The sequence below is a fragment of the Haladaptatus sp. DYF46 genome (assembly GCF_021083305.1).
Taxonomy (GTDB): domain Archaea; phylum Halobacteriota; class Halobacteria; order Halobacteriales; family Haladaptataceae; genus Haladaptatus.
Genome location: NZ_JAJFAY010000001.1, coordinates 1,222,547 through 1,244,281, shown reverse-complemented (window position 1 = coordinate 1,244,281; position 21,735 = coordinate 1,222,547). Strand labels below are relative to the sequence as shown.

Here is a 21,735-nt window from a genome sequence, read left to right as displayed (position 1 = left end):
ACCGCACTTCTTTTCCGACTCGGTTATCGTCCACTCATTCGTTCCCGGGACGGTCGCGCCAGTCCTCGGCGCGTTCACCTGCGTCCTCGGAACGTTCATCTTCGGTTTCCGTTCGGTCGTCGGGGGTCCCGACCAGACCGGCGTACAGACCCACCCAAACGTGCGCTCGTTTCGTCCTGTTTTCTCGGAACATGCTTTCACCGAACCCCTTCGTCTCGCGGACGGGGCAATTCTTAGGCTAGCCTAGAAACGGCAATGGTAATAATCGTTTGGGTGCTTCGAACTCATCCCTCCGCCCGCGTCGCATCCCGCCGGATTCGGTCGCCAAGACGGTACACGGCGCGGAAAGCGACCAGCGCGATGGCGATTTCGAGCAGACCGGTGACCGCGAATGCCGTCGTGAACCCGAGTCGGTCGGCGAGGCCGCCGCCGACGAGGAACCCAGTCAGGAACCCGAGACTTCCGGCGGCGTTGAACCCGGCCATGGCCACTCCTCGGTCGTTGTCGCCCGCGATGTCGGTCACGAGCGCCATCGTCGCGGGCGAGACGAACGCGCCGCCGACGCCCACCGCGACCATCGCGACTGCCGCGAGGGGGACCGTCGGCGCGAGTCCCACGGCGACGATGGTGACGCCGTAGCAGATGGACCCGACGACGATGGGGACGAACCGGCCGATGCGGTCGGAGAGTTTCCCCATCGGGTACTGCAATAGCGCGAACGGGGCGAAAAAGAGCATAAGCATGATTCCCGTTGCACCCGGGTCGAGGCCGAACTCGGACTGGAAGTAGAGCGTCCCGACGAGCGCGAAAAAGCCCGCGGTGAGGCGGTCGATGAACCCGAACGCGTACGGAATCGACAGTTCGGGGCGGGAGCGGAGGCGCTTCATGGCGGCGGAGACGCTTTTCCGCGACGTTGACGGCACGCGGTCGGGAATCGACCGCGCGAACACCGCCGTTCCGACCATGAGGACGCTCGCGACGGCGAGCGGCGTCGTCGGGTGAATCTCGGCCAGTTGGCCGCCTATCGGCGCGCCCATCGCGGTTCCGAGGCCGATGGCGATACCGGCCGCGCCCATGTTGCGCCCGTGGCCGCCCCGGAGGTCCATCAACATCGTCATGGAGAGCGAGAACGCCGCGATGGTCGCCGCACCCTGGAGGACGCGGAGCGCCAACACGCCGCCGAACGGGACGCCGAGCGTCGGTGCCAACGCGAGCGCCGCGTACCCGACGGACGCTCCGACCGCACCGAAGACGACGAGCGGTACACGCGTTCCGAGGCGGTCGCTCAGGTGACCCCAAATTCCGGCACACGCCACGAACGCGGCGAACTCGGCGACGAGAAACCACGTCCCACCGTCGAGTTGTTCGCCCGCCCCGAGGTGGACGACGAGGTCCGGAACGCCGGGATAGAGGAGCACCTGTGCGAGCAACACCGCCCAAATCACTGCGGCGAGACGGACGCGCTCGCCGCGGACGCTACGGACGCCATCCATCACCTGCGTCATCGGTCCGAATTGGTGACACGCTCGGAAAACGGTGTCTACATCGGCGCAGACGATTGGGGGACTCCCCCGTCAGTGCGCGACCCGCTTTTCCAGCAGGAGTTTGACGCCGAACCCGACCAACACGCTCGCGCTGGCGTAGCGGAGGAGGTCTCGAACGGCCTTTCGCTCGGTTATCACCCGCCGCGCCCGACTGGAGAACACGGCCAGCGTCGCCTGATAGCAGAAGCCGAGACAGCCGAACAGGACCCCGAGCGTGAAAATCTGGAGGCCGAAACTCCCGCCCGAATCCACGAACTGGGGCAGGAACGCGAGGAAGAACACGGCCACCTTCGGGTTCAGGACGTTTATCGTGAACGCCCGGCGGAACGACTCGGTGTGGGACTGGTTTTCCTCGTCGGGTGCGATTTCGAACTCCTCTCGGTTCCGAAGCGTCGTCACGCCGAGGTAGACGAGATAGGCCGCGCCGGCGAACTTGACGACGGTGAACGCGAGGGCCGACGCCTTGAGGAGCGCCGAGAGGCCAAGGACCGCGGCGGTGGTGTGGACGAGACACCCCGTCGAGGTCCCGGCGGCGGCCATCACCCCGGCGGTTTGGCCGTCGCTGATGCTTCGCTTCAGCGTGTAGATGCTGTCGGGACCCGGTGCGACGTTCAACGCGAGTGCGGCCGGAACGAACGCCGCCAGAACGCTCGTATCGATCATGGTTCGAAGATGCGGACGGAGCGGATAAACGCTGGGTTGCCGCCAAATTTCGGCTTCGTCCGCGCTTTCGACCGCTGAAACCAAGCCACAAAAGACACGACGATGGAAGGATTGTGATAACCAACGGCCATGTCACGACCCGATTCGGACGACCAGTTCGGCTTCGACGAGAGCGCCAACTACCTCGGACGCGCGCTCAGGGCACTCGTCCCCCAGTCGGTCGCCCGACGGAGCATCGCGGTTTCCGTCTCGGTCCCCGACGGAGGGTACACCGTCGGCGACGAAATCCCCATCACCGTGACGTTCGCCAATCGAAGCCCGTTCCCCGTCGTCGTCGAAACGCCGCGACAGCGCCTCTGGGGGTGGGAAGTGGACGGCGAACTCGAAGCGAGCGACGAAGCCTACTACGTCCGAAACCGACCGAACGCGTTCTACTTCCGGGCGCGGGAGAAAAAGCGGACGACCGTCCGGTGGGACGGACGATTCGAGCGAAGCGACGAACGGTCCCGACGTCCCGCCGACCCCGGCGAGTACACCGTCGCCGCGTATCTCGCCACGGAGGACGAACGGCCGCGGGACGAGACGACCGTCTCGATTCGCTGAACGCCCGCTTACTGTTGAATCCCGTCGATAACGTCGTCCCGGTGGCGGTGACAGGCGGCGTCGTGCTGCGCGGTTCCGTGTTCGGTCGGAACCTCGTAGTCGGGAACCTGTCTCGCACAGATGCTCTTCTCGGCGAACGACTCGTTCAGCAGTTCCGTCGCGCCGTCCCAGTCGCCGTCCACGATTCGTTCGGCGGCGTCGTCCACGACGTTCCCCGCCTCTCCGTGCGGTTCGGTACCGTCGAAGAACCGGTTTACGACGTCGTCCGTCGTCGTCGGTTCGAACGACCGGCGCTGAACTTCCCGAAGGAACGTCCGCGTGTTCTCCCACTCCTCGCGGGAGAAGTCGTACTCCTTCGGCGCGATGAGTTTCGGACACCGGGTTCGGAACCGACACCCGCTCGGCGGTTCGATGGGACTCGGCACGTCGCCTTCGAGGACGCCGCGGGTCCCCTCCAATCGAGGGTCGGGAACCGGGATGGACTCCAACAACGCCTGCGTGTAGGGGTGTTGTGGATTCTCGTACAGTTCCTCCTTCTCGGCGAGTTCGACCAGTTGCCCGAGATACATCACCGCCACGCGGTCGGAGATGTGGCGGATGACGCTCAGGTCGTGGGCGATGAACAAGTAGGTCAGGCCGAATTCGTCCTGCAGCGACCGCATGGTGTTGAGCACCTGCGCCTGAATCGACACGTCGAGTGCGGTGACGGGTTCGTCACAGACGATGAAGTCGGGGTTCACGCTCAGCGCGCGGGCAAGGTTCACCCGCTGGCGCTGTCCGCCGGAGAAGGCGTGCGGGTGTCGGTTGTAGTGTTGCGGGTCGAGGCCGACCTTTCCGAGCAGTTCGCGCGCTCGCTCTTCCCGCCCGTCCGCGTCGTACATCCCGTGTGCTTTCATCGGCTCCTCGACGATGGGACCGATCTTCATCCGCGGGTCGAGCGAGGACTGCGGGTCCTGAAATATCATCTGTGCGTCCTTGCGCTGGGTTCGCAGCTTTTCGCCGCTCAACTCGGTCAGGTTCTCGCCCTTGAAGTACACCGTCCCGCCGGTCGGTTCGACCAGCCGGAGGATGGCCCGCGCGAGCGTCGATTTGCCACACCCGGACTCGCCGACCAAGCCGAGCGTTTCGCCCTTTCGAATGGTGAAGGAGACGTCCTCGACGGCGCGAACCGGCTTGTTCTCCCCGAACATCCCCGACAGGAAGCCACCGCTGTCGTTGAAGTGTTTCGTCAGGCCGTTCACTTCGAGGAGCGGTTCGCCCATCTCCGCATCCTCGTCGACGACTTTCCCCGCCGTCATCGAATCACTCACGGTCAGTCACCCTCCTGCGGGTCGGTGACGACGTCGCCCGTGATGCCGGTCTCGGCCCGTATCTCGATGGGGTCGCTGAACTCGTAGCCCACGTCGAAGGCGTCGTGTTTCACGCACGCCGCTTTGTGGGACGCTCCCTCGGAGTCCGATACTTCCCTGCAATCGGGGTGGACCTCGGTACAGACTTCGCGGGCGTCTGGACAGCGCGTGTGGAACCGACAGCCGCGCGGCGGGTCGATGGCTTCGGGCATGACGCCCCGAATCGGGTTCAACTCATCGACGGTCTGGTCGGGTCGCGGCATGGAGTCCAAGAGCGCTTCGGTGTAGGGGTGTTTCGTGTCGTAGAACAGGTCGTCCGCGGTCGCCTGCTCGACGATTTCGCCGAGGTACATCACGTTCACGCGGTCACAGAGTTCGGCGACCACGCCCATGTCGTGTGTGACCCAGACGAAACTCGTGTCGTACTTGTCCTGTAGTTCGTCCACGAGCGAGAGGATTTGTCCCTCGACGGTCACGTCGAGCGCCGTCGTCGGTTCGTCGGCGATGATGAGACTCGGCTCGCAGGCCAACGCCATGGCGATGAGGACGCGCTGGCGCATCCCACCCGAGAACTGGTGGGGATAGTTGTCGTACCGCTCCACCGGTTCCGGGATGCCGACCTCGCGGAGCATCCCTATCGCCTCCTCCTTGGCCTCCGATTTCGAGAGGTTGCGGTTGATCTTGATGAACTCGCGAAGTTGATTTCCAACCGTGAACACGGGATTCAGGCTCTCCATCGGGTCTTGAAAGATGATGGCGATTTCGCGGCCGCGAATCCGGCGGCGCATCTCCTCGTTCGACAGCATCTCGTCGCGTTCCCGGAGTTCGCCGTTCGGTCCCTCTTCGAGTCCGAACAGCACCTCGTCCCGGAACCGAACCTCGCCGCCCACGATTTCGCCGGGCGGGTCGATGAGACGCAGGATGCTCTGTGCGGCGACGCTCTTTCCGGCCCCGGATTCTCCCACGAGGCCGACGATTTCGCCTTCGTTCACGTCGAAGGAGATGCCGTCCACCGCGCGGACGACGCCCTCCTCGGTGAAGAACTGGGTTTTCAGGTCGTCGATGTGTAACAGTGTATCAGTCATGGTGTGGTCTCGTTAGTTCTTGATTCGCGGGTCGAGCGCGTCGCGCAGGCCGTCGCCGAGCAGGTTGAACCCCATCACGGTGACGAGGATGGCGACTCCCGGCCAGAGGCTGAACCACGGGTCGGGAAGCATGTACCCCCGCGACTGGTTCAGCATCTGTCCCCACGACGGGGTGGGGGGCTGTGCGCCGAATCCGAGGAACGAGAGCCCGGCGACGATGAGGATGCTGATGCCGACCTGCAACGTCGCCTGCACGAGGACCGGCGCGAAACTGTTGGGAATCACGTGCCGGAGGATGATGTTGCGGTCGCGGACGCCCGCCGCTTTGGCCGCCTCGACGTACTCCTCCTCGCGGACGCTGACCACCCGCGACCGAATCAGGCGGGCGAACACCGGAATCGTCGTGATGCCCACGCCGATCATTGCGAACGTCAGGTCGCGACCGAACGCGGCCATGAACGCGATGACCAACACGAGGAACGGAATCGCGTACAGCGTCTCGGCAAAGCGCATCAGCACGTCGTCTATCCACCCGCCGTGATAGCCCGCGACGGCACCGACGAGCGTCCCGCAGATCAGTCCGAATCCGGTCGAGACGATGCCGACTTGCATGGCGATTCGGGAGCCGTAGACGAGCCTGACGAGGATGTCGCGACCGCGGTGGTCGGTTCCGAGCGGGTACTTCCACAGCCCCGGCCCGAACGTGTTGCTCGTCCACGCTGGGGGACGCAGGATTTTGGCGTTCGTCGGGTCGTTCACCGGATTGTGCCAGAAACTGCTGACGATGGCGTAATCGAAGAGTTTCGCGTCTATCCACGCGAACACGGCGAGGCTGAGGATGAAGGCGATGGTGTAGAACCCGATTCTCGCCGTCGTGTCCTTGCGTATCTGGCTGAGGGTGTATCGCCACCCGACGCGGGCCTCGACCTTCCCGCCCTCGTCGGTCTGTTCATTCCTGCTCGCGTTACGAACGTTCGTCGAATTCGCTTCTCCTGTTCCCATCTTAGTCCACCTCGTCGTAGGTCACTCGCGGGTCGATGTACGCGTACGAAAGATCGGTGATGACGACGCCCAGGATGAACGTCAAGCCGAAGAATATCGTCGTCCCCATGACCAGCGGATAATCCTGATTGTTGATCGCCGTGATGATGAGCCGTCCCATCCCGTTGATGTTGAACACGGTTTCGGTCAGCACGGCACCGCCGAGCGCCGACGTGAGTTGGAGTCCGACGACCGTGATGACGGGCAGTTGCGCGTTCCGAAACGCGTGTTTTCGCACGATGGTTCGCTCCGCGACGCCGTAGGCGCGCGCCAACTTCACGTACTCCTGTTGGAGGACCTCCAACATCGATGACCGTTCGATCCGCGTGATGGCGGCCATCTGAAGCGTCCCGAGCGAGAGCGTCGGCAACAACAGATGCGTGAACGTCTGCCAGAGCACGTCGGTGCGCGAGGACGCCCCCTCGACCGAACTCGGACTCGCCCACGGCAGAACCAGCCCCGTCGCCGGAAGCCAGTTCAGGTAGTACGCGAAGATGATGATGAGCATCAGTCCGATCCAGAACGACGGCGTGCTGACGCCCGCGAGGGCGACGACCCGGGACACGTGGTCTGTCGGTTTGTTGCGTCGTTTGGCGGAGATGATGCCGAGCGGAACGGCCGCGACGATGGCGAACGTGAAACTCGAAAGCATGAGCAGGAGCGTCACCGGCAGGCGCTCCATGATTTTGGTCGTCACGGGAACGCCGTAGTAGATGCTCTGGCCCATGTTCCCCTGCGCTACCGACGCGAGGTAGTTCACGTATCGGACCGGAAGCGGTTGGTTGAGTCCGTACTGTGCACGTATTTGATCGACCATCTGTGCGCTCGGCGACGGCCCGAGCATTATCTGAACGGGGTCGCCCGGAATCGCGTTCGTCAACAGAAACGTTATCGTGACGATGCCGATGAGGACGGGGATGGCCTGTAACAAGCGTCGAATCGTGTAGCGGAGGATTCCCATGTGTATTGTCGATCGATCGTACCGAAAGCGGGTGTCGCGCTATTGCGTCCCCATGGAGACGTTGGTGTAGTCCGTCGAGAGGACGAAACTCGACACCGGATGCGCCTTGAACCCCTTCACTTTGTTCTTCACCCCGAAACTGTTCTTCAAGTTGTACGCCGGGAGGTGTGCCCGGTCGTTCAGCATCTTCGTGATTGCGGTGGTGTACAGTTTCTTCCGCTTGGCGTGGTTCGCGGATTTCCGCGCCTTCACGATCTTCTCGTTGATGCCGTTGTAGAACGTGCCGTCGTTCGTCCCGTGCGCCTCCTTCGTGAAGAAGTAGTACGTGAACGCGTCGGGGTCGGGGGTGCCGGACCATCCCAGCGTGTACATGTTGTAGTCGCTCGGCTTCCCCGAAACGAACTTGTTGAGGAAGGCACCCCAGTCGAGGCGCTGCACGTTGGCGTTGTAGCCGGCCTCCTTCAGGCCGTTCGCCACGGTGACGCCGAGTTGCTGGCGCTTGTCGTCCGGCGGAACGATGATGTTGGCGTTCCAGTTGTTCGGAACTTTGTCCGAACTGTTCAACATGGATTTCGCCTTATCGATGTTCTTGTCGTGGGCGATGTTCTTCCACTTCTTCGTCGGGAATCCCCAGTTATCGGCTATCTGCTTCGGGAACGGACTGTACTGGCGGACACCCGTCGGTTCGACGAAGTTCGACACGGCTTGGTCCATGTCGAAGCAGTAGTCGATGGCCTCGCGTACCTTCGGGTCGGTCGTCGGACCGTTCTTGCAGTTGAACGCGAGATAGAAGTAGCCCATTCCGAGGACCTCCTCGATGGACGCATCGTTCATGTTCTGGACCTGCTTCCAGAGCTTCGGTGGGATCTCCTCGATGACGTCGTTCTCGTTGGTTTGTAAACTCGTCAACCGGGTCGTGGGTTCCTCGACGGGGACGAACTTCACCTCGGAGAGGTTCGGTTCCGGCTTGCCCCAGTAGTCGTCCCAGCGCGATATCCTGGCGAAATTGCCCTCCTGCCAGTCATCAAATTTGAACGGCCCGGCACCGATGGGGTTCTGCTTGTTGAACTTCTGTTTGTTCTTCTCCCTGACGCTCTTCGGGACGATACCCGCTGTCAGGGAGTTGATGAACGGTCCGTACGGGTATTTCAAATCGAACTTGACCTTGCGTTTCCCCATCGGGGAAATCGATCCGATCATCGAAAACGTCGAGGCGTTCTCGGTCTCCTCCTTGACGGGTGCCTCGAACGAGTATTTCACGTCTTCGGGCGTGACGGGGTCCCCGTTTTGGAACTTGAGGCCCTTCTTCATCTCCACGATGTACGTCTTGCCGTTGTTCTTCACCGTCGGCATGCTCGTCGCCATCTTCGGAACGACCTTGATACCCGAGTCGTACGTGTACAAGCTATCGAACACGCGGCTCGATACCTGTTGGGACGGCACGTCGTTGAGAACGATGGGGTCGAATTCGAGCGGGCTTTTGACCTGCGCCATGTTCAACTTCCCGCCGCCACCGCCATCACCGCCATCACCGCCGCCGCCTCCGCCCTGCTGACTACCGGCGCAACCGGCGAACGCCGCGATGCCGGTCGCACCGAGGCCCTGGAGAAGCCGTCGTCGCTTTATCGAGTCTTGGTTGGTGCTTTTTTTCGTCATGTGTTTTGTGATTCGTTGGTGGGTTCGCCGCTCGTCCGCAGTCCGCGGATGTGAGCAACTGTCGAATCTTTTTTACTGAGCCAACCATTGTTATTGGGTGCCTGATACGAGCGGTCGAAAGCGGTAAGCCGGGCCTACGAAGTTCATTCCAGCAATGATATCCGGGAGAATGTGTCGTCAATGTGGGACTGGAGTGCGGAAAAGAAGTCGGTCGTCCCGGCGTAATTATTGACTCATTTTGTTGTGATTATGGGGGGGTTTCGAGATATGTCGGACAGTATGACCGTGTCGGGTCGGTCCGGACGACGCCCCGACGCTCGACATCCGCTCACTTGATTCGGGAGAACTCGGACCGGAGCGTCCACTCATCGCCGGAAACGAATGGTGAGGCGGGGCGACCGGTACCCCGCCAGAGCGCGTCGATGGGGTCGGCCAGCGCCTCCCGAACGTCCACGTCGAAGTTTTCGAGCGTGACCGGGAACGGGGCAAGTATGTCTTCATTAATAATCATATACTCTCCGATCGCTTCCGAGTCGTCCGCCGTTCCCCCCGCTTCGAGCCGGACGCCCTCCGTGCCGAAAGCGCTCAGCGTGACGTGAACCGGGGCCGTACGCTGATGATAGGAGAGTACGCGCAGGTATCGGCGGACACACCGCGTCAGACCGAGTTCGAGGGTTCGACCGTCGAGCGTCGGCGATTCGTCCGTCGCGCTCTTCGTGTCCCCCTCGAACGGAATCGCCGAGACGGCTTCCACGACGCCGTTCGAGAACAGGTGTGCGTAGCCGGTACAGCGACCGTCATCGCGGACTGCTGCCCCGAACCCGTCGCCCGTCCACGACCCGTGAGCACCGTCGCGGCCGAGGACGGGGAGTTGTTTCGGCCGCGACGGGTTCGCTTCGGGCAGCACGCCGTGTTCCCCGAGGTCGATGGCGTACCCGTCGTCGTAGACGCCGGTCGGAACGACGTGGACGACGATTCCCCGCGGCGCGTCGAAGTCGAAGTACCCTGCACCCTCGACGACGGCTTCGAGCCGTCGCTGATGGAGCGCGGTCGCTTGCTCGTTCGACCCGCCGGCGTACTTCGCCCCCATGACCGCGTCTCGATAACTCATTAGCTACCGAAACACGGACGCCCGGATGGTTAAATGGACTGCCACACCGACTTTGCCCGTCCGTCCGAACGGTGTTCGTCCTTCGTCCGCAGAACGAGTCCCGTCCGGTCACCCGTACCTCTCTTCGAGGTGCACACGGAGGTCATCGACGGTCGAGATATCGTACGTCCAGAAGCCGAAATACCGACCTTCTCCCCGTTCCTCGGCGACCAAAGCGCATTTCTGCCGGTCGTCGCCCCCGCCGTCGTAGACGATGAACCACACCGCGCCGATTTCCCCCGACGTTTCGGCGTGAAACGTCGTGTTCGGAATCCGCGGCGGACCCCAGTCCGCCCGCCCGTAGATGTGGATGTCGAGGTCCGTCTCGTTCGCGAGGTGGCGGTAGACCTCCGTCTGGTCCCGAAAGGCCGACAGCGACTGAAACCCGACGTGGATCGTACCGTCGCCGACGCGCCACGCGCGGTCCTCGAACTCGCGACTCGCGGCCAGCATCTGCCGTTTGTCGAAGGAGGTGAACAGCGTTCGGTCGAGGAGCGCCACGAGGTCGCGGAACGACGACGGGTCGAACTCGTCGCTCCACGGCACGAGGACCGGCGGCGTGAGAAACTCCCGAAGCGCCGTGAGTCCGATCGCACCCTCGAATCCGTCTTCGTCGCGGATGACGAGGAACTCGTCCGGCCCGACGCCCCGAAGTCGCCTGTACTGTACGGTGACGTTCTTGCTCTCGAACTCGTCGGCGATGTCGGTCGCGTCGTCGCTGTAGACGATGAGCGTCTTCCGTTTGCGCCGTACGTCGTCGATGGCTTCTCGAAGGTCCATTCGAACTCCTCCGGTAGCGTCGTGTCAGGTCCGTCAGTTGGCGTCAGTTGAATATTCGTTCGCTCGCGCCCACCGAAGCAGTCGGTCCACCGGTCGCGACAGTTCGGGAAGTACGAGGCGGTTCTCGTTCGAATCGTAGCTGGCCAGTCCCGCCTTCCGCAGCATCTCGACGTGTTCGTGTCGCAGTTCCGTGACGACCTGCTGGCGGTCCGTCGGGGTCGCCATTCGATACTCGCTCGCGTGGAGCCACCCGGTGAGGACGTCGGCCAGTTCGTCCATCGAAACCCGGTTCCACTCCAGCAGCGTGTAGACGGCGTACCGGCGGGTACGGTCCGCCAGCGCTCGATACACGTCGTCTTCGAGCGACGTGTCCAACAGGATTTCGTATAGCTTGTCCGCGAAGTCCTTCCCCATTTCGACTCCCCCGTTACCGATACGCCGTGAACGTCAGTAAGCGTTCTGTCCCGGCGACTACCGCATTCGGCTGTCGAGCAGACGGCTTCCCGCGAAGAGCATGACGCTGCCGACGAACGAGACGGCGGAGACGGCGAGTACGCTCAATCCCGTTCCGGAGGCATCGAACGGCCCCTGCGCTCCCGTGGCCGTGTACTGCTGAATCGTCTCCACCCCCGCGTAGCCGAGGAGGAAGAAGGTCACCGTTATCGCGAGGAGCAACGCCCCGCCGATGAGGCCGTAGAACGACGCCATCTCCTCGACGCTCAGCAGTTGGCGCATCCGTCGCGTGCTGAGGTCCGATTCACCAGAGAGGAGCGTCGCAGCGACTGCGAGGTGTCCCGTCGCTGCCCCGGTTTCGATGACGAGTGCGAGCACGCCCGGCATCAGGATGACCGGCGAGGACGCGAGCGGCGTCGCACCCGGAAACAGCGCCGCGACCGCCCCCGAATAGCCGAGAGTAATCGGTGCGACGAGCGAGAGGACGAGGAGGATGGCGCTCTGCCACGCTAATTTCGTCGGGATGCGTTGATCGAAGAGGCTGTTCCGTCGGACGCGCAGTCGCTCGTATGGCGAACCGTGCAGGATCGCGTCCGCGATTCTGTCGTCGAAGTAGTCGGTCTGTTCCGTCACGATATCACGACCGTCGAGCGGCCGTTTCCACCGGATATTCACCTCGTGCATATATCTGTATCGGTCCACGGAAGCGCTATTCTTCGGACGTATCGAGGGGTTAGGACAACGACTCCGTGAACCCGATTGGGACGACGACGGACCGATCGGACTGGAGCCACCGCCCCCAATCCCCCGCCCCGACCCTCACGTTCATTGCCACCGGGGGTCACGATTGGAACGAATGACGGAGTACGACACCATCGTCGTCGGGGTCGGCGGCATGGGGAGCGCGACGGCGGCCCACCTCGCCGAGCGCGGACGGGACGTTTTGGGACTCGAACGCTACGATATACCGCATTCGATGGGGTCGTCTCACGGCCTGACCCGCATCATCCGGAAGGCCTACTACGAACACCCGGACTACGTCCCCCTCCTCGAACGCGCCTACGAGCTGTGGGAGGAGTTGGACGCGGGCCATCCGACGGACCTGCTCCACAAAACCGAATGCGTCGTCGCCGGACCCGAGGGGAGCGAGAAAGTCCGCGGAGCGCGCGAATCGGCCGAGAAACACGGGTTGGCACACGAACTGTGTTCGGGTGCGGAACTCGGCGAGCGCTATCCGGGCTACGACCTGCCGGACGGGTTCGACGCCGTCGTCGAACCGGACGGCGGGTTTCTCCACGTCGAACAGTGCGTCGTCGCCCACGTGAACGCGGCCCATCGACACGGCGCGGAGATTCACGCTCGGGAGAGCGTCCTCGACTGGGAACCCACCGCCGACGGCGGCGTCCGCGTCGAAACCGAAACGGACAGCTACACCGCCGACACGATGGTCGTCGCGGCGGGCGCGTGGGCCGCGAACCTCCTCCCGACCTTGGAGACGCAGGCAGTCCCGGAGCGGCAGGTATTGGGCTGGTTTCAGCCGGACCGCCCCGAACGATTTCAGCCCGGTTCGTTCCCCGTATTCTCCATGGAGTGTGCGGAGGGCTACTTCTACGGCTTCCCCGAGTACGGCGTGCCGGGATACAAAGTGGGAAAATACAACCACTTCCACGAGGAAGTGGACCCGGACGACGTAGCCGAACCGACGCCCGCCGACGAGCGCGTCCTCCGGGACTTCACGGAACGCTATTTCCCCGACGCGGCGGGGCCGATGATGCGCTTGGAGACGTGCCTGTTCACAAACTCCCCGGACGAACACTTCATCGTCGACACCCTCCCCGACCACCCGCAGGTCGTCGTCGCGGCCGGGTTCTCGGGTCACGGCTTCAAACTGTCGAGCGTCGTCGGCGAGATTCTGGCGGACCTCGCAATCGACGGCGAGAGTCGCCACGACATCGACCTGTTCTCGCTCGACCGGTTTTGAGGGCGACCGGCGGGTCGATGAAACGACCCGTTTCGACTCACTCGAACCGCGTCACGCTGAACGTCTCGATATCGACGGATTCGCCTCGAACGCCGTCGGCGACCAGTTTGCCGCTGTACGGCCCGAGTTGTAGTCCCGTCGCGCCGTGACCGGTCGCCAGATGGACGCCGTCGACGGTCGGAACCGGCCCTAGAACGGGCAGTTGGTCGGCCGAACGCGGACGGAGGCCGACGCGGACCTCGCCGATTTCCGCGTCGGCGAGGCCCGGAGCGACGCGGAGGGCTTCGCCGAGCACCTCGTGGACGCCCTCGGCCGTCGTGTGGGGTTCGAACCCGGATCCGACCTCTCTGCTCGCCCCGACCGCCACGCGGTTGTCCGGCCACGGGACCATGTAGTGGCCGTGGAACGCGCTGAGGATGGGCCACGAGGCGGTGTCGGTGTCGCCCAGGTCGAGGTGAATGATCTGTCCGCGTTGGGGTTCGACCGGAATCGACACGCCGAGCGACTCGGCGAAGCGGGGCGACCACGCACCGCCCGCGACGACCACCGCCTCCGCGTCGTGCCGGTCGCCGTCCGCGGTTTCGACACCCGTGACCGCGCCGTTTTCGTGGTGAATATCGGTCACGTCCCCGTCGCGGACGGTCAGTCCGTGGCCTTCCGCGGCGCGGAGGAGCGCCTCGGTGAACGTCCGGGCGTCCACCCGCGCCGCCCCGTCGTAGGACCGACACCGACGGGTTTCGGCGAGCGCGGGGAATCGGGACCGCGCCTCCTCGGGCGTCAGTTCCGCCGTCGTCCCCGGTTCGGGTCGTCCGTAGCGTTCCCGCCGGTCGGCGATTCGCTCCGACGCGGCATCGTAGTCGCCAACTTCGTCCTCGTCCACCGCGACCGAGAGGAGGTCACACCGCGAGTACCCCGTCTCGCCGTCCTGTTCGTCGGTCAGGCGCTCGACCAGTTCGGGGTAGTAGGCCGCGGCGTCGAGCGCGAACTCGAACCACCGGTCCGACGCGGTTCGACTGCTGGTCGCCGGCGAGATGATTCCGGCCCCGGCATCGGTCGCCCGTCCGTTGTCGTGACGGTCGATGAGGAGCGTCGTCACGTCTTCCCGCACGAGGTGATACGCGACGGAGGCACCGACGATTCCGCCCCCGACGACGATTGCATCGTACATGGGAACCGGTTCCCTCCCTACCCCCTCGATGGTATGGATACCGACAATCTACGTACGGTTTCTACGCTCGGCCGGCCTACCCCAAATCCGGGTCGGTATCGACGAACCGGTCTATCTTCTCCGGTGCACGCCAGTCCGTCGTCAGTTCGAGCAGTTGGACCAGCATCCGGGCCGTCGCACCCCAGACGGTGTAGCCGTCGACGTGGAAGTAGTGGATGACCACCTCGCCGTAACGCGGGTGCTCGCGGTATTCGTTCTCGTAGTTGTCGAAATCCGTCAGTCCCGAAACGGGGAGCACGGCGATTTCCGCCACCTCGCGTTCGTCGGGGTCGTACCGTCGGTCCGGTATCCGAACGACGAAGGGGCTTATCGAGTACTGCGTTATCGTGCGGATGTCGTCCAGTCTGCCGACTCGCTCGACCTCGTCCGGTCGAAGGCCGATCTCTTCGTGGGCTTCCCGAACCGCCGTCTCCCAGAGGTCGTCGTCGCCGGGTTCCCGTCCGCCGCCGACGAAACTCATCTGTCCGGGGTGTTCGCCGAGATGGTCCGCCCGCTTCGTAAAGAGGAGGGCGGGCCCGTCGTCGCGGGCGATAATCGGAACGAGGACGGCGGCTTCGCGCTTCTCGTCCGTGACCAACCGCGGTTCGTGGTCGGCCACCCGACCGAGGTTCATGTGTTTTCGTTGCTCCCTCCGGCCTTAATTTGCCCGGTTGCCGAGCGACTCGTCCAGTCGTTCGCGCACGTCGTTCGCCTCGACCGGTGCCCACGCTTCGAGGTCGTAGCTCACGTCCACGAGGTACCGAGCGCGCTCCTCGTCGGTCGTCCGTGCCTCGTCCGCCAGTCGCTCGTGTACCCGTTCGCCCAATCGTTCGCGGTCGGTGGTTCGTTCGGGAACGTCCATGATGTGCGGTAAGTCCTCCGCGTTCTCGGGAAGCGCGGGGAACGCCACCGGTCCGGGAACGAGGACGGTTTCGCCGTTCGCATCGGCTTCGACCAGATAGAAGTCACGGACGCCCTCCTCGATGACCGCTTCGAACGCGGATTCGTCCACCGATTTCCCCTGCTTAAACGCCAGTTCGGCGAGCGCCTCGGCTAATTCATCGCGTGTCAGCGCTCCGAACAGATCGACCACGCCCGCGAGTTCGTCTTTCGTCTCGCTCATTATCGGGAAGCATCGGGCGCTCGATATTAGTGTTGGTGTTCCGGGCATCGATGGGGAGAGTCCGGAGGAATTACGCTGCCAAATAATATCAGACTAGAAATAGGAGGTTGTGGACGCCGATGAACCCGTACCACGCACCCGCGGCGAGGTACGTCGTCGTTCTGAACGCGGCGGGATAGCCGTCGGGTGCCCACGACTCCGGGAGGAGTCGCTCGATGACCAACCCGCTCTCGGCGAGTGCCACGACGCCGATAACCGCAAACACGAGGGTGATGAGGGACCCGGCGACCACACCGAACTGCTCCATGAGCGTTCGCGTGAGCCACACCGATTCGAACACGTCGCTCCGGAGGTGAAGGACGGCGATGGTACTCACCGCATCGAGCAACTTCCCCGCGACGAGTACGGCCAGCAACTGAACGCGGGTCGGGGCGAGCGCCGGCCATTCCCCCCGCGTCTCGAACCAATCCGCGGAACTGTTCGACATACGCTTCTCCACGGCCGAACGGGGCTTTGTTATGATTCGGTTAAGTTCGATTTAGGTGGGCGCTTCCGGGAAAATTCTCCGGTAACGGCCCATTGGCGCGGGGAAACGGAGACGAAACCTCTATCATCCGTTTTATCGACGCGTTTTCCATGCACGAGTTCGTCCTCCCACCGGCCCTCGAACCCGGCGATTCCGTCGCCGTCGTCGCACCCGGAACGAGTCACGCCTCTCTGTTCCCGCACGTCTACGAGTTGGGACTCGACCGCCTCGAATCGGAGTTCGGGTTGAATCCCGTCGAGTTTCCGACGGCGACGAAGTCACCCGAGTGGTTGTACGACCACCCCGAAGCACGCGCACGGGACGTGATGGACGCCTTTTCGGACCCCGATATCGGGGGCGTCATCGCGGTCATCGGCGGTGCGGACCAAATTCGAATCTTGCCCCACCTCGACCCCGACGTCCTCCGAGAAAACCCGACGCGGTTCTACGGCACGAGCGACAACACGAACCTCCAGACGGTCCTCTGGAACGAGGGCGTCGTCTCGTTTTACGGCGGTTGTCTCTTCACCGAGTTCGCCATGCAGGGGTCGATGCACGACTACACGGTGGAGCATCTGGAACGGGCGCTGTTCGAGGAGTCGTTCGGCGAACTCCGGCCCGCAGATCGGTTCACCGACGAGGATTTGGACTGGGCGGACCCGGACAACCTCGACCGGCACCGCGAAATGGAGCCAAATCCGGGATGGCGGTGGCGCGGCGGGGACGAACGCGTCACCGGCCGAACGTGGGGCGGCTGTCTGGAAGTCGTGGACCAGCAGTTGTCGGTCAGTCGCTATCTGCCCGACCCGAAGGAGTTGAACGGTGCCGTCTTGCTCCTCGAAACCTCCGAGGAACTGCCCACCGAGTTCGACGTTCGATGGGCGCTCATGGGGATGGGCGAACGCGGTCTCCTCTCTCGGTTTTCCGCGGTCCTCGTCGGACGGGCGAAGGCGCGGACGCACGAGGAGGTGCGACCGCCGGACGAACGGGCGGCGTACCGCGAACGCCAACGTGACGCCATCACGGACCTCGTCGCCGAGTACAATCCGGACGCACCGGTCGTTTTCGACCTCGATTTCGGCCACACCGCCCCCGTCGCGTCGATTCCGGTCGGCGGCGAGGTGACGGTGGACCCCGAGTCCGAGCGAATAATCTTCGAATACTGATAACAAGGTTCTAATAGCGTTCCGGTTCTGGATTATTATATGACCGTCGTCAGCGTCTCCATGCCCGACGAGTTGCTCTCCAGAATCGACCAGTTCGCCGACGAACACGGCTACACCGGTCGGAGCGAGGTCGTCCGCGAGGCCAGCAGAAACCTCCTCGGCGAGTTCGAGGATCGAAGACTCGAAGACCGCGAACTGATGAGCATCGTTACCGTCCTCTTCGATTACGAGACGACCAGCGTCGAGGAGCGGATGATGCACCTCCGTCACGAACACGAGGGTCTCGTCGCCTCGAACTTCCACAACCACATCGGCGACCACCACTGCATGGAACTGTTCGTCCTCGAAGGGACGTTGGAGGAGATTTCGGCCTTCGTCGGCCGAATTCGAGCCACGAAGGACACGCTCACCGTCGACTACTCCGTGACGCCCGTGGACGGGTTCAGCCCGCTCCAAGACGCCGAGTAAGGTCCTACTCGACCAACCGAACCGAATCGCCGACCGCGACGTCCGATACGCTTCCCGCGGGTAGTTCGAACAGCGTGTCCGCGTTCGCCTTTCCCAACCCGGTCCACGCCGACAGCCGTTTTACCTGCTGTACCTCGCCGTCGGCCGTCCACACCGCATCGAGCGGAAACGGGACGAACACCATGTGGACGTCGCGGGCGGCGACGTCGTCGAACCGGAACGCGAGGGCGTAGTCGTCGGGGATCGACCGTCGAAACATGAGTCCCTTGGCCTGCGAGAGGAACGAATCCGCCGTCTCGACATCGCTCGCTAGCGTCTCCGACCGTCCGTCCGATTCGTGTACGACGCGCATGTCGGGGACTCCTCAGGAAGAAGACAAAACGTTTGTGCGAGCGCGCCGCTACGACTTCAGCATGGAGAAGACACCGACGGGCACCGCCGTCGGCGTGGACGACCCGTACGAACACGTCGGACTCTGCGACCATCTCACCGACGAGGGGAACTGCCGCTACGCCTTCGACCATCCCCAACACGACCCGGAGTTCGCCCGCGAGCGCCGCGAGGACGATTTCGCCTGCCCCGTCGCGGACCCCGACGGTGACTGGTCGTGGCGCGACTGCCCGCATTTTCGCTGTCGAAATCACGACCGCCAGTGCGTCCGTTGCGGCCTCGAAGAGCGGCGGATGGCCCATTCGGACGAGCGACCCCTCCTCGAAGAACACCACCTCTCATACGCCGGTGGTGGTGAGACGCTCTCGCACGAAATCACGGTGTACCTCTGTCGCTGGTGTCACGCGAAGGTCCACAACTCGTGGGCGCGAATCGACGACGACGTGCGTCCCGACCCGGAGGCGATGGCGGAGGCGGAGGGACGGCGGAGCACGGAACGGGCCGAAACCGCCTTCGAAACCGCGGCGGAGCGGTACGACCGCGACGATTGACAGCGGAGCGGTGCAACCGCGACGATTGACAGCGAACGCGGAATTATCCGCCCGTATCCGACGATTTCGAGGTGCTCGAACTCCCCGTGTCCGTTCCTTCACCCTTTTGCTTTCCCTTCCCCTCGTTGGCCTTCTTCCTCTCGGCGCGTTCGACCGCCCGTTTCAACAGCGAGGGCGTCAGCAGCACCGAGATGACGAAGACGACCAGATAGGCCACGAAGATCTGATTGCCGACGATATTCTGTGCGACGCCGAGCGAGACGATGGCGATTCCCGATTCGGAGCGCGGGAGGAGGGCGAATCCCAGAATGAGCGAGTGTTCCCGAGGCCCGCCCGCGATGATGTTGCCGACGTACCCGGCCACGAAGTTCGAGAGGAGGCCGAAGACGGCGAAGACGAGGATGAAGTTGTTGACCGTCAGCTCGGCGAGGTTCATTCTGGCCCCGATGGCGACGAAGTAGAGCGGGATGAACACGCCGTAGGCGATGCCGTAGACGTTCGACTGGAGTTTCTTGCCCTCCAGTCGCTTGTTCGTCGAGATGACCAATCCGATGGTCAGCGCGCCGATGAAGTACGAGAGGTCCACCGCGTCGGAGGCATAGCCGAAGATGAACAGCAGTCCGAGGATGCCGATGAAATCCGCCATACCGACCTGGGATTTCGACAGCAGGTCGGACACCGGGTCGAGGAGGAACCGGTAGAAAATCGCCGCGGCGACGAAGAAGAGTGCCGCCAACCCGAGCGCCGAGACGGTTCCCATCAGGCCGCCGCTGACGAAGAACAGGGGAAGAATGGAGATACCGAGCAGTCCGACCACGTCGTCCACCACCGACGCGCCGAGAATCCAGCGGCCGTACTCCGTGTCGAGTTTATCGAGCGACAGCAGGGTTCGGACGACGATGGACACGGACGTCACCGAGAGGATGAGGCCGAGGTAGAGGCTCGATTCCAATCCCTGCCCGAAGTAGCTTCCGATGATGTAACCGACGATAAACGGGAGGAAGACGCCCGACAGGCCGATTATCAACACCGGACGGAACGCGGCGAGCAGGTCGCTCAAATCGATCTGCTGGTAGCCGACGTCGAAAAAGAGCAACAGACCGCCGATGGTGGAGATGAGGATGAACGGACTGCTCTCGGAGACGCTGCTGATGAGCATGGCGACGGACGGGCCGAGAATGACTCCCGCGAGGATCTCCCCGAGAAAGCCCGGTTCCCCGAGTCGTTCGATGGCTTCGCTCAGGACGAGCGAGAGCAACAGGCTCACTCCGATGACGAGGAAGATTTCGAGCGACGCCATTATCCTCGACGCTCCGCGATACCGCTCGCTTCTGTCCTTTTCCCCTCGCACCTCTGCCGATTCATGTCACGGGAACGGTCGGTAGCGTCCCGCATAAGTATGCGGCGCGTATGCGGGGAAACGGCTCGTTATCGCGCTTCCCTCCGTCGAAAATGGCGATTACCGACCGCCCGAGTGAGCGATTTTCCCGCGTATCGTGTGACCAGTTCACGTGATTTGCCACAGCGTACATGCACGTGGGGACTGTCACGAACGGGTATGGAGAGTCTCAATCCCGCGACGGGGGACGTGGTCGAGACGTTCGACGAACACGACGAGAGCGCGGTCGAAGAGAAGCTTCAGCGCGCCAGGGACACCTACGAGGAGTGGCACCGGCAACCCATCGAGGAGCGCCAACGGCTCATCGGAAATGCGGGTGACGTGCTTCGTGAGAACAAACAGGAGTACGGGGAGCTGATGACGAAAGAGATGGGAAAACCCCTCGACGCCGCAATCTCGGAAGTCGAGAAGTGCGCGTGGGTGTGTGACTACTACGCCGAACACGCCGCCGAGTTCCTGCAGGACGAACACATCGGCACGGAATCCGAGGTGGAGTCGTACGTCTCCTACGAACCGCTCGGGCCGGTGCTCGCGGTGATGCCGTGGAATTTCCCGTTCTGGCAGGTGTTCCGATTCATCGGACCGAACATTACGGCCGGAAACGTCGGCCTGCTCAAACACGCCTCGAACGTTCCGGGGTGCGCGATGGCGATTCAAGAAGTGTTGGAGGAAGCCGGTTTCCCGGAGGGCGTGTTCACTACCCTGCTCGTTGGGTCGGACACGGTCGAGAGCATCATCGGGGACGACCGACTCGCCGCGGTGACGCTGACAGGGAGCGAGGGGGCCGGACGGGCCGTCGCCGAAACGGCCGGGAAGAACCTCAAGAAGACCGTCCTCGAACTCGGGGGAAGCGACCCGTTCGTCGTCCTCCCCGATGCCGACGTCGAGGACGCGGCGAAAACGGGCGCGCAGGCTCGCTGTATCAACAACGGGCAGTCCTGTATCGCGGCCAAACGCTTCGTGGTCCACGACGACGTATACGACGAGTTCATGGACACGTTCATGGACGAGATGAAATCGCTGACCATCGGCAACCCGATGGACGAGGACACCGACATCGGCCCGCAGGCCCGCGAGAACCTGATGAACGACCTCCACGAGCAGGTCGAAGAGAGCGTGGACGCCGGTGCGACCCTCGAACTCGGCGGCGAACCCCTCGACCGCGAGGGAGCGTACTACCCGCCGTCGATACTCACGGACATCCCCGAGGGTACCCCCGCGGCGGACGAGGAACTGTTCGGTCCCGTCGCGTCCGTGTTCCGCGTTTCGGACACCGAAGAAGCAGTTCGCCGCGCGAACGACACCCACTACGGCCTCGGCGCGAGCGTCTGGACGCAGGACAAGCGGCAGGCGAAGGAAGTCGCCCGCGAAATCGAGTCGGGCATGGTGTTCGTCAACGAACTCGTCAAATCCGATCCCCGACTCCCCTTCGGCGGCGTGAAGGATTCGGGCTACGGCCGTGAACTCTCGGAACACGGGATTCACGAGTTCGTCAACAAGAAGACGATGTGGGTCGCGGACGTGTCGAGCGGGGAGTACGGCGTGGAGTAGGGAATCGGACGATTTTTCGCTGTCGGGAGGGGGAGTTGGTTTCGCTCGTCAACACATATATGCATGCACGAATGTATAGTACACAAAC

Annotated in this window: 24 protein-coding genes; 6 read left to right on the top strand and 18 right to left on the bottom strand. The window is 63.3% G+C overall.

The genetic code is table 11. The annotated features are described in order from the left end of the window. Positions 1-34 precede the first annotated feature (34 nt). The 3 genes from LJF34_RS06945 to LJF34_RS06935 form a co-directional block, all read right to left on the bottom strand. Positions 35-193: a hypothetical protein gene (locus LJF34_RS06945; protein WP_231184128.1), complete on the bottom strand. Its 159-nt coding sequence runs from the start codon at positions 191-193 to the stop codon at positions 35-37. A 91-nt stretch (positions 194-284) separates the two neighbouring features. Next, a complete protein-coding gene (locus tag LJF34_RS06940) occupies positions 285-1,505 on the bottom strand; it encodes an MFS transporter (RefSeq protein WP_231184127.1) in 1,221 nt (406 codons plus the stop codon). A gap of 69 nt (positions 1,506-1,574) precedes the next feature. Further along, entirely contained in the window at positions 1,575-2,207 is a 633-nt protein-coding gene (locus LJF34_RS06935) for a LysE family translocator (protein WP_231184126.1), read from the bottom strand. A 129-nt stretch (positions 2,208-2,336) separates the two neighbouring features. On the opposite strand from LJF34_RS06935, the gene LJF34_RS06930 reads away from it, so the two are divergent. Beyond that, a complete protein-coding gene (locus LJF34_RS06930; protein WP_231184125.1) occupies positions 2,337-2,810 on the top strand; it encodes a hypothetical protein in 474 nt (157 codons plus the stop codon). 8 nt (positions 2,811-2,818) lie between these two features. On the opposite strand, the gene LJF34_RS29170 is transcribed toward LJF34_RS06930, so the two are convergent. From LJF34_RS29170 to LJF34_RS06885, 9 genes are all read right to left on the bottom strand, one after another. Beyond that, positions 2,819-4,120 carry an oligopeptide/dipeptide ABC transporter ATP-binding protein gene (locus tag LJF34_RS29170; RefSeq protein ID WP_342765862.1) on the bottom strand — a complete coding sequence of 434 codons (1,302 nt, stop codon included), beginning with the start codon at positions 4,118-4,120 and terminating at the stop codon, positions 2,819-2,821. Positions 4,121-4,122: 2 nt separating this feature from the next. Further along, positions 4,123-5,244 carry an ABC transporter ATP-binding protein gene (locus tag LJF34_RS06920; protein WP_231184124.1) on the bottom strand — a complete coding sequence of 374 codons (1,122 nt, stop codon included), beginning with the start codon at positions 5,242-5,244 and terminating at the stop codon, positions 4,123-4,125. A 12-nt stretch (positions 5,245-5,256) separates the two neighbouring features. Further along, positions 5,257-6,246, bottom strand: a complete 990-nt coding sequence (locus LJF34_RS06915) for an ABC transporter permease (RefSeq protein WP_231184123.1) — start codon at positions 6,244-6,246, stop codon at positions 5,257-5,259. A gap of 1 nt (position 6,247) precedes the next feature. Next, positions 6,248-7,246 (bottom strand): ABC transporter permease, encoded by a 999-nt coding sequence (locus LJF34_RS06910; protein WP_231184122.1) that lies wholly within the window; start codon positions 7,244-7,246, stop codon positions 6,248-6,250. A 39-nt stretch (positions 7,247-7,285) separates the two neighbouring features. Beyond that, positions 7,286-8,902 carry an ABC transporter substrate-binding protein gene (locus tag LJF34_RS06905; protein WP_231184120.1) on the bottom strand — a complete coding sequence of 539 codons (1,617 nt, stop codon included), beginning with the start codon at positions 8,900-8,902 and terminating at the stop codon, positions 7,286-7,288. A gap of 328 nt (positions 8,903-9,230) precedes the next feature. After that, positions 9,231-10,013 (bottom strand): hypothetical protein, encoded by a 783-nt coding sequence (locus LJF34_RS06900; protein WP_231184119.1) that lies wholly within the window; start codon positions 10,011-10,013, stop codon positions 9,231-9,233. A gap of 108 nt (positions 10,014-10,121) precedes the next feature. Then, positions 10,122-10,832, bottom strand: a complete 711-nt coding sequence (locus LJF34_RS06895) for a DICT sensory domain-containing protein (protein ID WP_231184118.1) — start codon at positions 10,830-10,832, stop codon at positions 10,122-10,124. Positions 10,833-10,865: 33 nt separating this feature from the next. Beyond that, positions 10,866-11,246, bottom strand: a complete 381-nt coding sequence (locus LJF34_RS06890) for a hypothetical protein (protein ID WP_231184117.1) — start codon at positions 11,244-11,246, stop codon at positions 10,866-10,868. A 57-nt stretch (positions 11,247-11,303) separates the two neighbouring features. Then, a complete protein-coding gene (locus LJF34_RS06885; protein ID WP_231184116.1) occupies positions 11,304-11,969 on the bottom strand; it encodes a hypothetical protein in 666 nt (221 codons plus the stop codon). Between the two features lie 172 nt (positions 11,970-12,141). Between LJF34_RS06885 and solA the strand changes: the two genes are divergently transcribed. Further along, complete coding sequence (solA, locus tag LJF34_RS06880) at positions 12,142-13,266, top strand: N-methyl-L-tryptophan oxidase (RefSeq protein ID WP_231184115.1); 1,125 nt, start codon at positions 12,142-12,144, stop codon at positions 13,264-13,266. 37 nt (positions 13,267-13,303) lie between these two features. Here the strand turns inward: solA and LJF34_RS06875 are convergent, their stop codons facing one another. The 4 genes from LJF34_RS06875 to LJF34_RS06860 form a co-directional block, all read right to left on the bottom strand. Next, a complete protein-coding gene (locus tag LJF34_RS06875) occupies positions 13,304-14,434 on the bottom strand; it encodes an FAD-dependent oxidoreductase (protein WP_231184114.1) in 1,131 nt (376 codons plus the stop codon). 76 nt (positions 14,435-14,510) lie between these two features. After that, complete coding sequence (locus tag LJF34_RS06870; RefSeq protein WP_231184113.1) at positions 14,511-15,107, bottom strand: CoA pyrophosphatase; 597 nt, start codon at positions 15,105-15,107, stop codon at positions 14,511-14,513. Between the two features lie 24 nt (positions 15,108-15,131). Then, positions 15,132-15,596, bottom strand: a complete 465-nt coding sequence (locus LJF34_RS06865; RefSeq protein ID WP_231184112.1) for a hypothetical protein — start codon at positions 15,594-15,596, stop codon at positions 15,132-15,134. A gap of 88 nt (positions 15,597-15,684) precedes the next feature. Continuing rightward, on the bottom strand, positions 15,685-16,083 hold the full coding sequence (locus LJF34_RS06860; protein ID WP_231184110.1) for a hypothetical protein: 399 nt from the start codon (positions 16,081-16,083) through the stop codon (positions 15,685-15,687). A 149-nt stretch (positions 16,084-16,232) separates the two neighbouring features. On the opposite strand from LJF34_RS06860, the gene LJF34_RS06855 reads away from it, so the two are divergent. Together LJF34_RS06855 and LJF34_RS06850 are read left to right on the top strand one after the other, a co-directional pair. Further along, entirely contained in the window at positions 16,233-17,288 is a 1,056-nt protein-coding gene (locus LJF34_RS06855) for a S66 peptidase family protein (protein ID WP_231184108.1), read from the top strand. Positions 17,289-17,327: 39 nt separating this feature from the next. Next, positions 17,328-17,756 (top strand): CopG family ribbon-helix-helix protein, encoded by a 429-nt coding sequence (locus LJF34_RS06850; RefSeq protein WP_231184106.1) that lies wholly within the window; start codon positions 17,328-17,330, stop codon positions 17,754-17,756. A 4-nt stretch (positions 17,757-17,760) separates the two neighbouring features. On the opposite strand, the gene LJF34_RS06845 is transcribed toward LJF34_RS06850, so the two are convergent. Next, the gene (locus tag LJF34_RS06845; protein ID WP_231184105.1) at positions 17,761-18,108 is read right to left on the bottom strand and encodes a DUF192 domain-containing protein; all 348 of its coding nucleotides are present in this window, start codon (positions 18,106-18,108) and stop codon (positions 17,761-17,763) included. Between the two features lie 61 nt (positions 18,109-18,169). Between LJF34_RS06845 and LJF34_RS06840 the strand changes: the two genes are divergently transcribed. Then, complete coding sequence (locus LJF34_RS06840; protein ID WP_231184104.1) at positions 18,170-18,697, top strand: hypothetical protein; 528 nt, start codon at positions 18,170-18,172, stop codon at positions 18,695-18,697. Positions 18,698-18,740: 43 nt separating this feature from the next. Here the strand turns inward: LJF34_RS06840 and LJF34_RS06835 are convergent, their stop codons facing one another. After that, a complete protein-coding gene (locus LJF34_RS06835; protein ID WP_231184103.1) occupies positions 18,741-19,997 on the bottom strand; it encodes a cation:proton antiporter in 1,257 nt (418 codons plus the stop codon). A gap of 258 nt (positions 19,998-20,255) precedes the next feature. On the opposite strand from LJF34_RS06835, the gene LJF34_RS06830 reads away from it, so the two are divergent. Beyond that, positions 20,256-21,647, top strand: coding sequence for an NAD-dependent succinate-semialdehyde dehydrogenase (locus LJF34_RS06830; protein ID WP_231184102.1), 1,392 nt, complete (start codon positions 20,256-20,258; stop codon positions 21,645-21,647). Positions 21,648-21,735 lie beyond the last annotated feature (88 nt).

What these genes read in the sequence shown, in the direction of transcription:
- LJF34_RS06945 (WP_231184128.1), bottom strand. Translation starts at nt 193, where the DNA reads ATGTTCCGAGAAAACAGGACGAAACGAGCGCACGTTTGGGTGGGTCTG.
- LJF34_RS06940 (WP_231184127.1), bottom strand. Translation starts at nt 1,505, where the DNA reads ATGACGCAGGTGATGGATGGCGTCCGTAGCGTCCGCGGCGAGCGCGTC.
- LJF34_RS06935 (WP_231184126.1), bottom strand. Translation starts at nt 2,207, where the DNA reads ATGATCGATACGAGCGTTCTGGCGGCGTTCGTTCCGGCCGCACTCGCG.
- LJF34_RS06930 (WP_231184125.1), top strand. Translation starts at nt 2,337, where the DNA reads ATGTCACGACCCGATTCGGACGACCAGTTCGGCTTCGACGAGAGCGCC.
- LJF34_RS06920 (WP_231184124.1), bottom strand. Translation starts at nt 5,244, where the DNA reads ATGACTGATACACTGTTACACATCGACGACCTGAAAACCCAGTTCTTC.
- LJF34_RS06915 (WP_231184123.1), bottom strand. Translation starts at nt 6,246, where the DNA reads ATGGGAACAGGAGAAGCGAATTCGACGAACGTTCGTAACGCGAGCAGG.
- LJF34_RS06910 (WP_231184122.1), bottom strand. Translation starts at nt 7,246, where the DNA reads ATGGGAATCCTCCGCTACACGATTCGACGCTTGTTACAGGCCATCCCC.
- LJF34_RS06905 (WP_231184120.1), bottom strand. Translation starts at nt 8,902, where the DNA reads ATGACGAAAAAAAGCACCAACCAAGACTCGATAAAGCGACGACGGCTT.
- LJF34_RS06900 (WP_231184119.1), bottom strand. Translation starts at nt 10,013, where the DNA reads ATGAGTTATCGAGACGCGGTCATGGGGGCGAAGTACGCCGGCGGGTCG.
- LJF34_RS06895 (WP_231184118.1), bottom strand. Translation starts at nt 10,832, where the DNA reads ATGGACCTTCGAGAAGCCATCGACGACGTACGGCGCAAACGGAAGACG.
- LJF34_RS06890 (WP_231184117.1), bottom strand. Translation starts at nt 11,246, where the DNA reads ATGGGGAAGGACTTCGCGGACAAGCTATACGAAATCCTGTTGGACACG.
- LJF34_RS06885 (WP_231184116.1), bottom strand. Translation starts at nt 11,969, where the DNA reads ATGCACGAGGTGAATATCCGGTGGAAACGGCCGCTCGACGGTCGTGAT.
- solA (WP_231184115.1), top strand. Translation starts at nt 12,142, where the DNA reads ATGACGGAGTACGACACCATCGTCGTCGGGGTCGGCGGCATGGGGAGC.
- LJF34_RS06875 (WP_231184114.1), bottom strand. Translation starts at nt 14,434, where the DNA reads ATGTACGATGCAATCGTCGTCGGGGGCGGAATCGTCGGTGCCTCCGTC.
- LJF34_RS06870 (WP_231184113.1), bottom strand. Translation starts at nt 15,107, where the DNA reads ATGAACCTCGGTCGGGTGGCCGACCACGAACCGCGGTTGGTCACGGAC.
- LJF34_RS06865 (WP_231184112.1), bottom strand. Translation starts at nt 15,596, where the DNA reads ATGAGCGAGACGAAAGACGAACTCGCGGGCGTGGTCGATCTGTTCGGA.
- LJF34_RS06860 (WP_231184110.1), bottom strand. Translation starts at nt 16,083, where the DNA reads ATGTCGAACAGTTCCGCGGATTGGTTCGAGACGCGGGGGGAATGGCCG.
- LJF34_RS06855 (WP_231184108.1), top strand. Translation starts at nt 16,233, where the DNA reads ATGCACGAGTTCGTCCTCCCACCGGCCCTCGAACCCGGCGATTCCGTC.
- LJF34_RS06850 (WP_231184106.1), top strand. Translation starts at nt 17,328, where the DNA reads ATGACCGTCGTCAGCGTCTCCATGCCCGACGAGTTGCTCTCCAGAATC.
- LJF34_RS06845 (WP_231184105.1), bottom strand. Translation starts at nt 18,108, where the DNA reads ATGCGCGTCGTACACGAATCGGACGGACGGTCGGAGACGCTAGCGAGC.
- LJF34_RS06840 (WP_231184104.1), top strand. Translation starts at nt 18,170, where the DNA reads ATGGAGAAGACACCGACGGGCACCGCCGTCGGCGTGGACGACCCGTAC.
- LJF34_RS06835 (WP_231184103.1), bottom strand. Translation starts at nt 19,997, where the DNA reads ATGGCGTCGCTCGAAATCTTCCTCGTCATCGGAGTGAGCCTGTTGCTC.
- LJF34_RS06830 (WP_231184102.1), top strand. Translation starts at nt 20,256, where the DNA reads ATGGAGAGTCTCAATCCCGCGACGGGGGACGTGGTCGAGACGTTCGAC.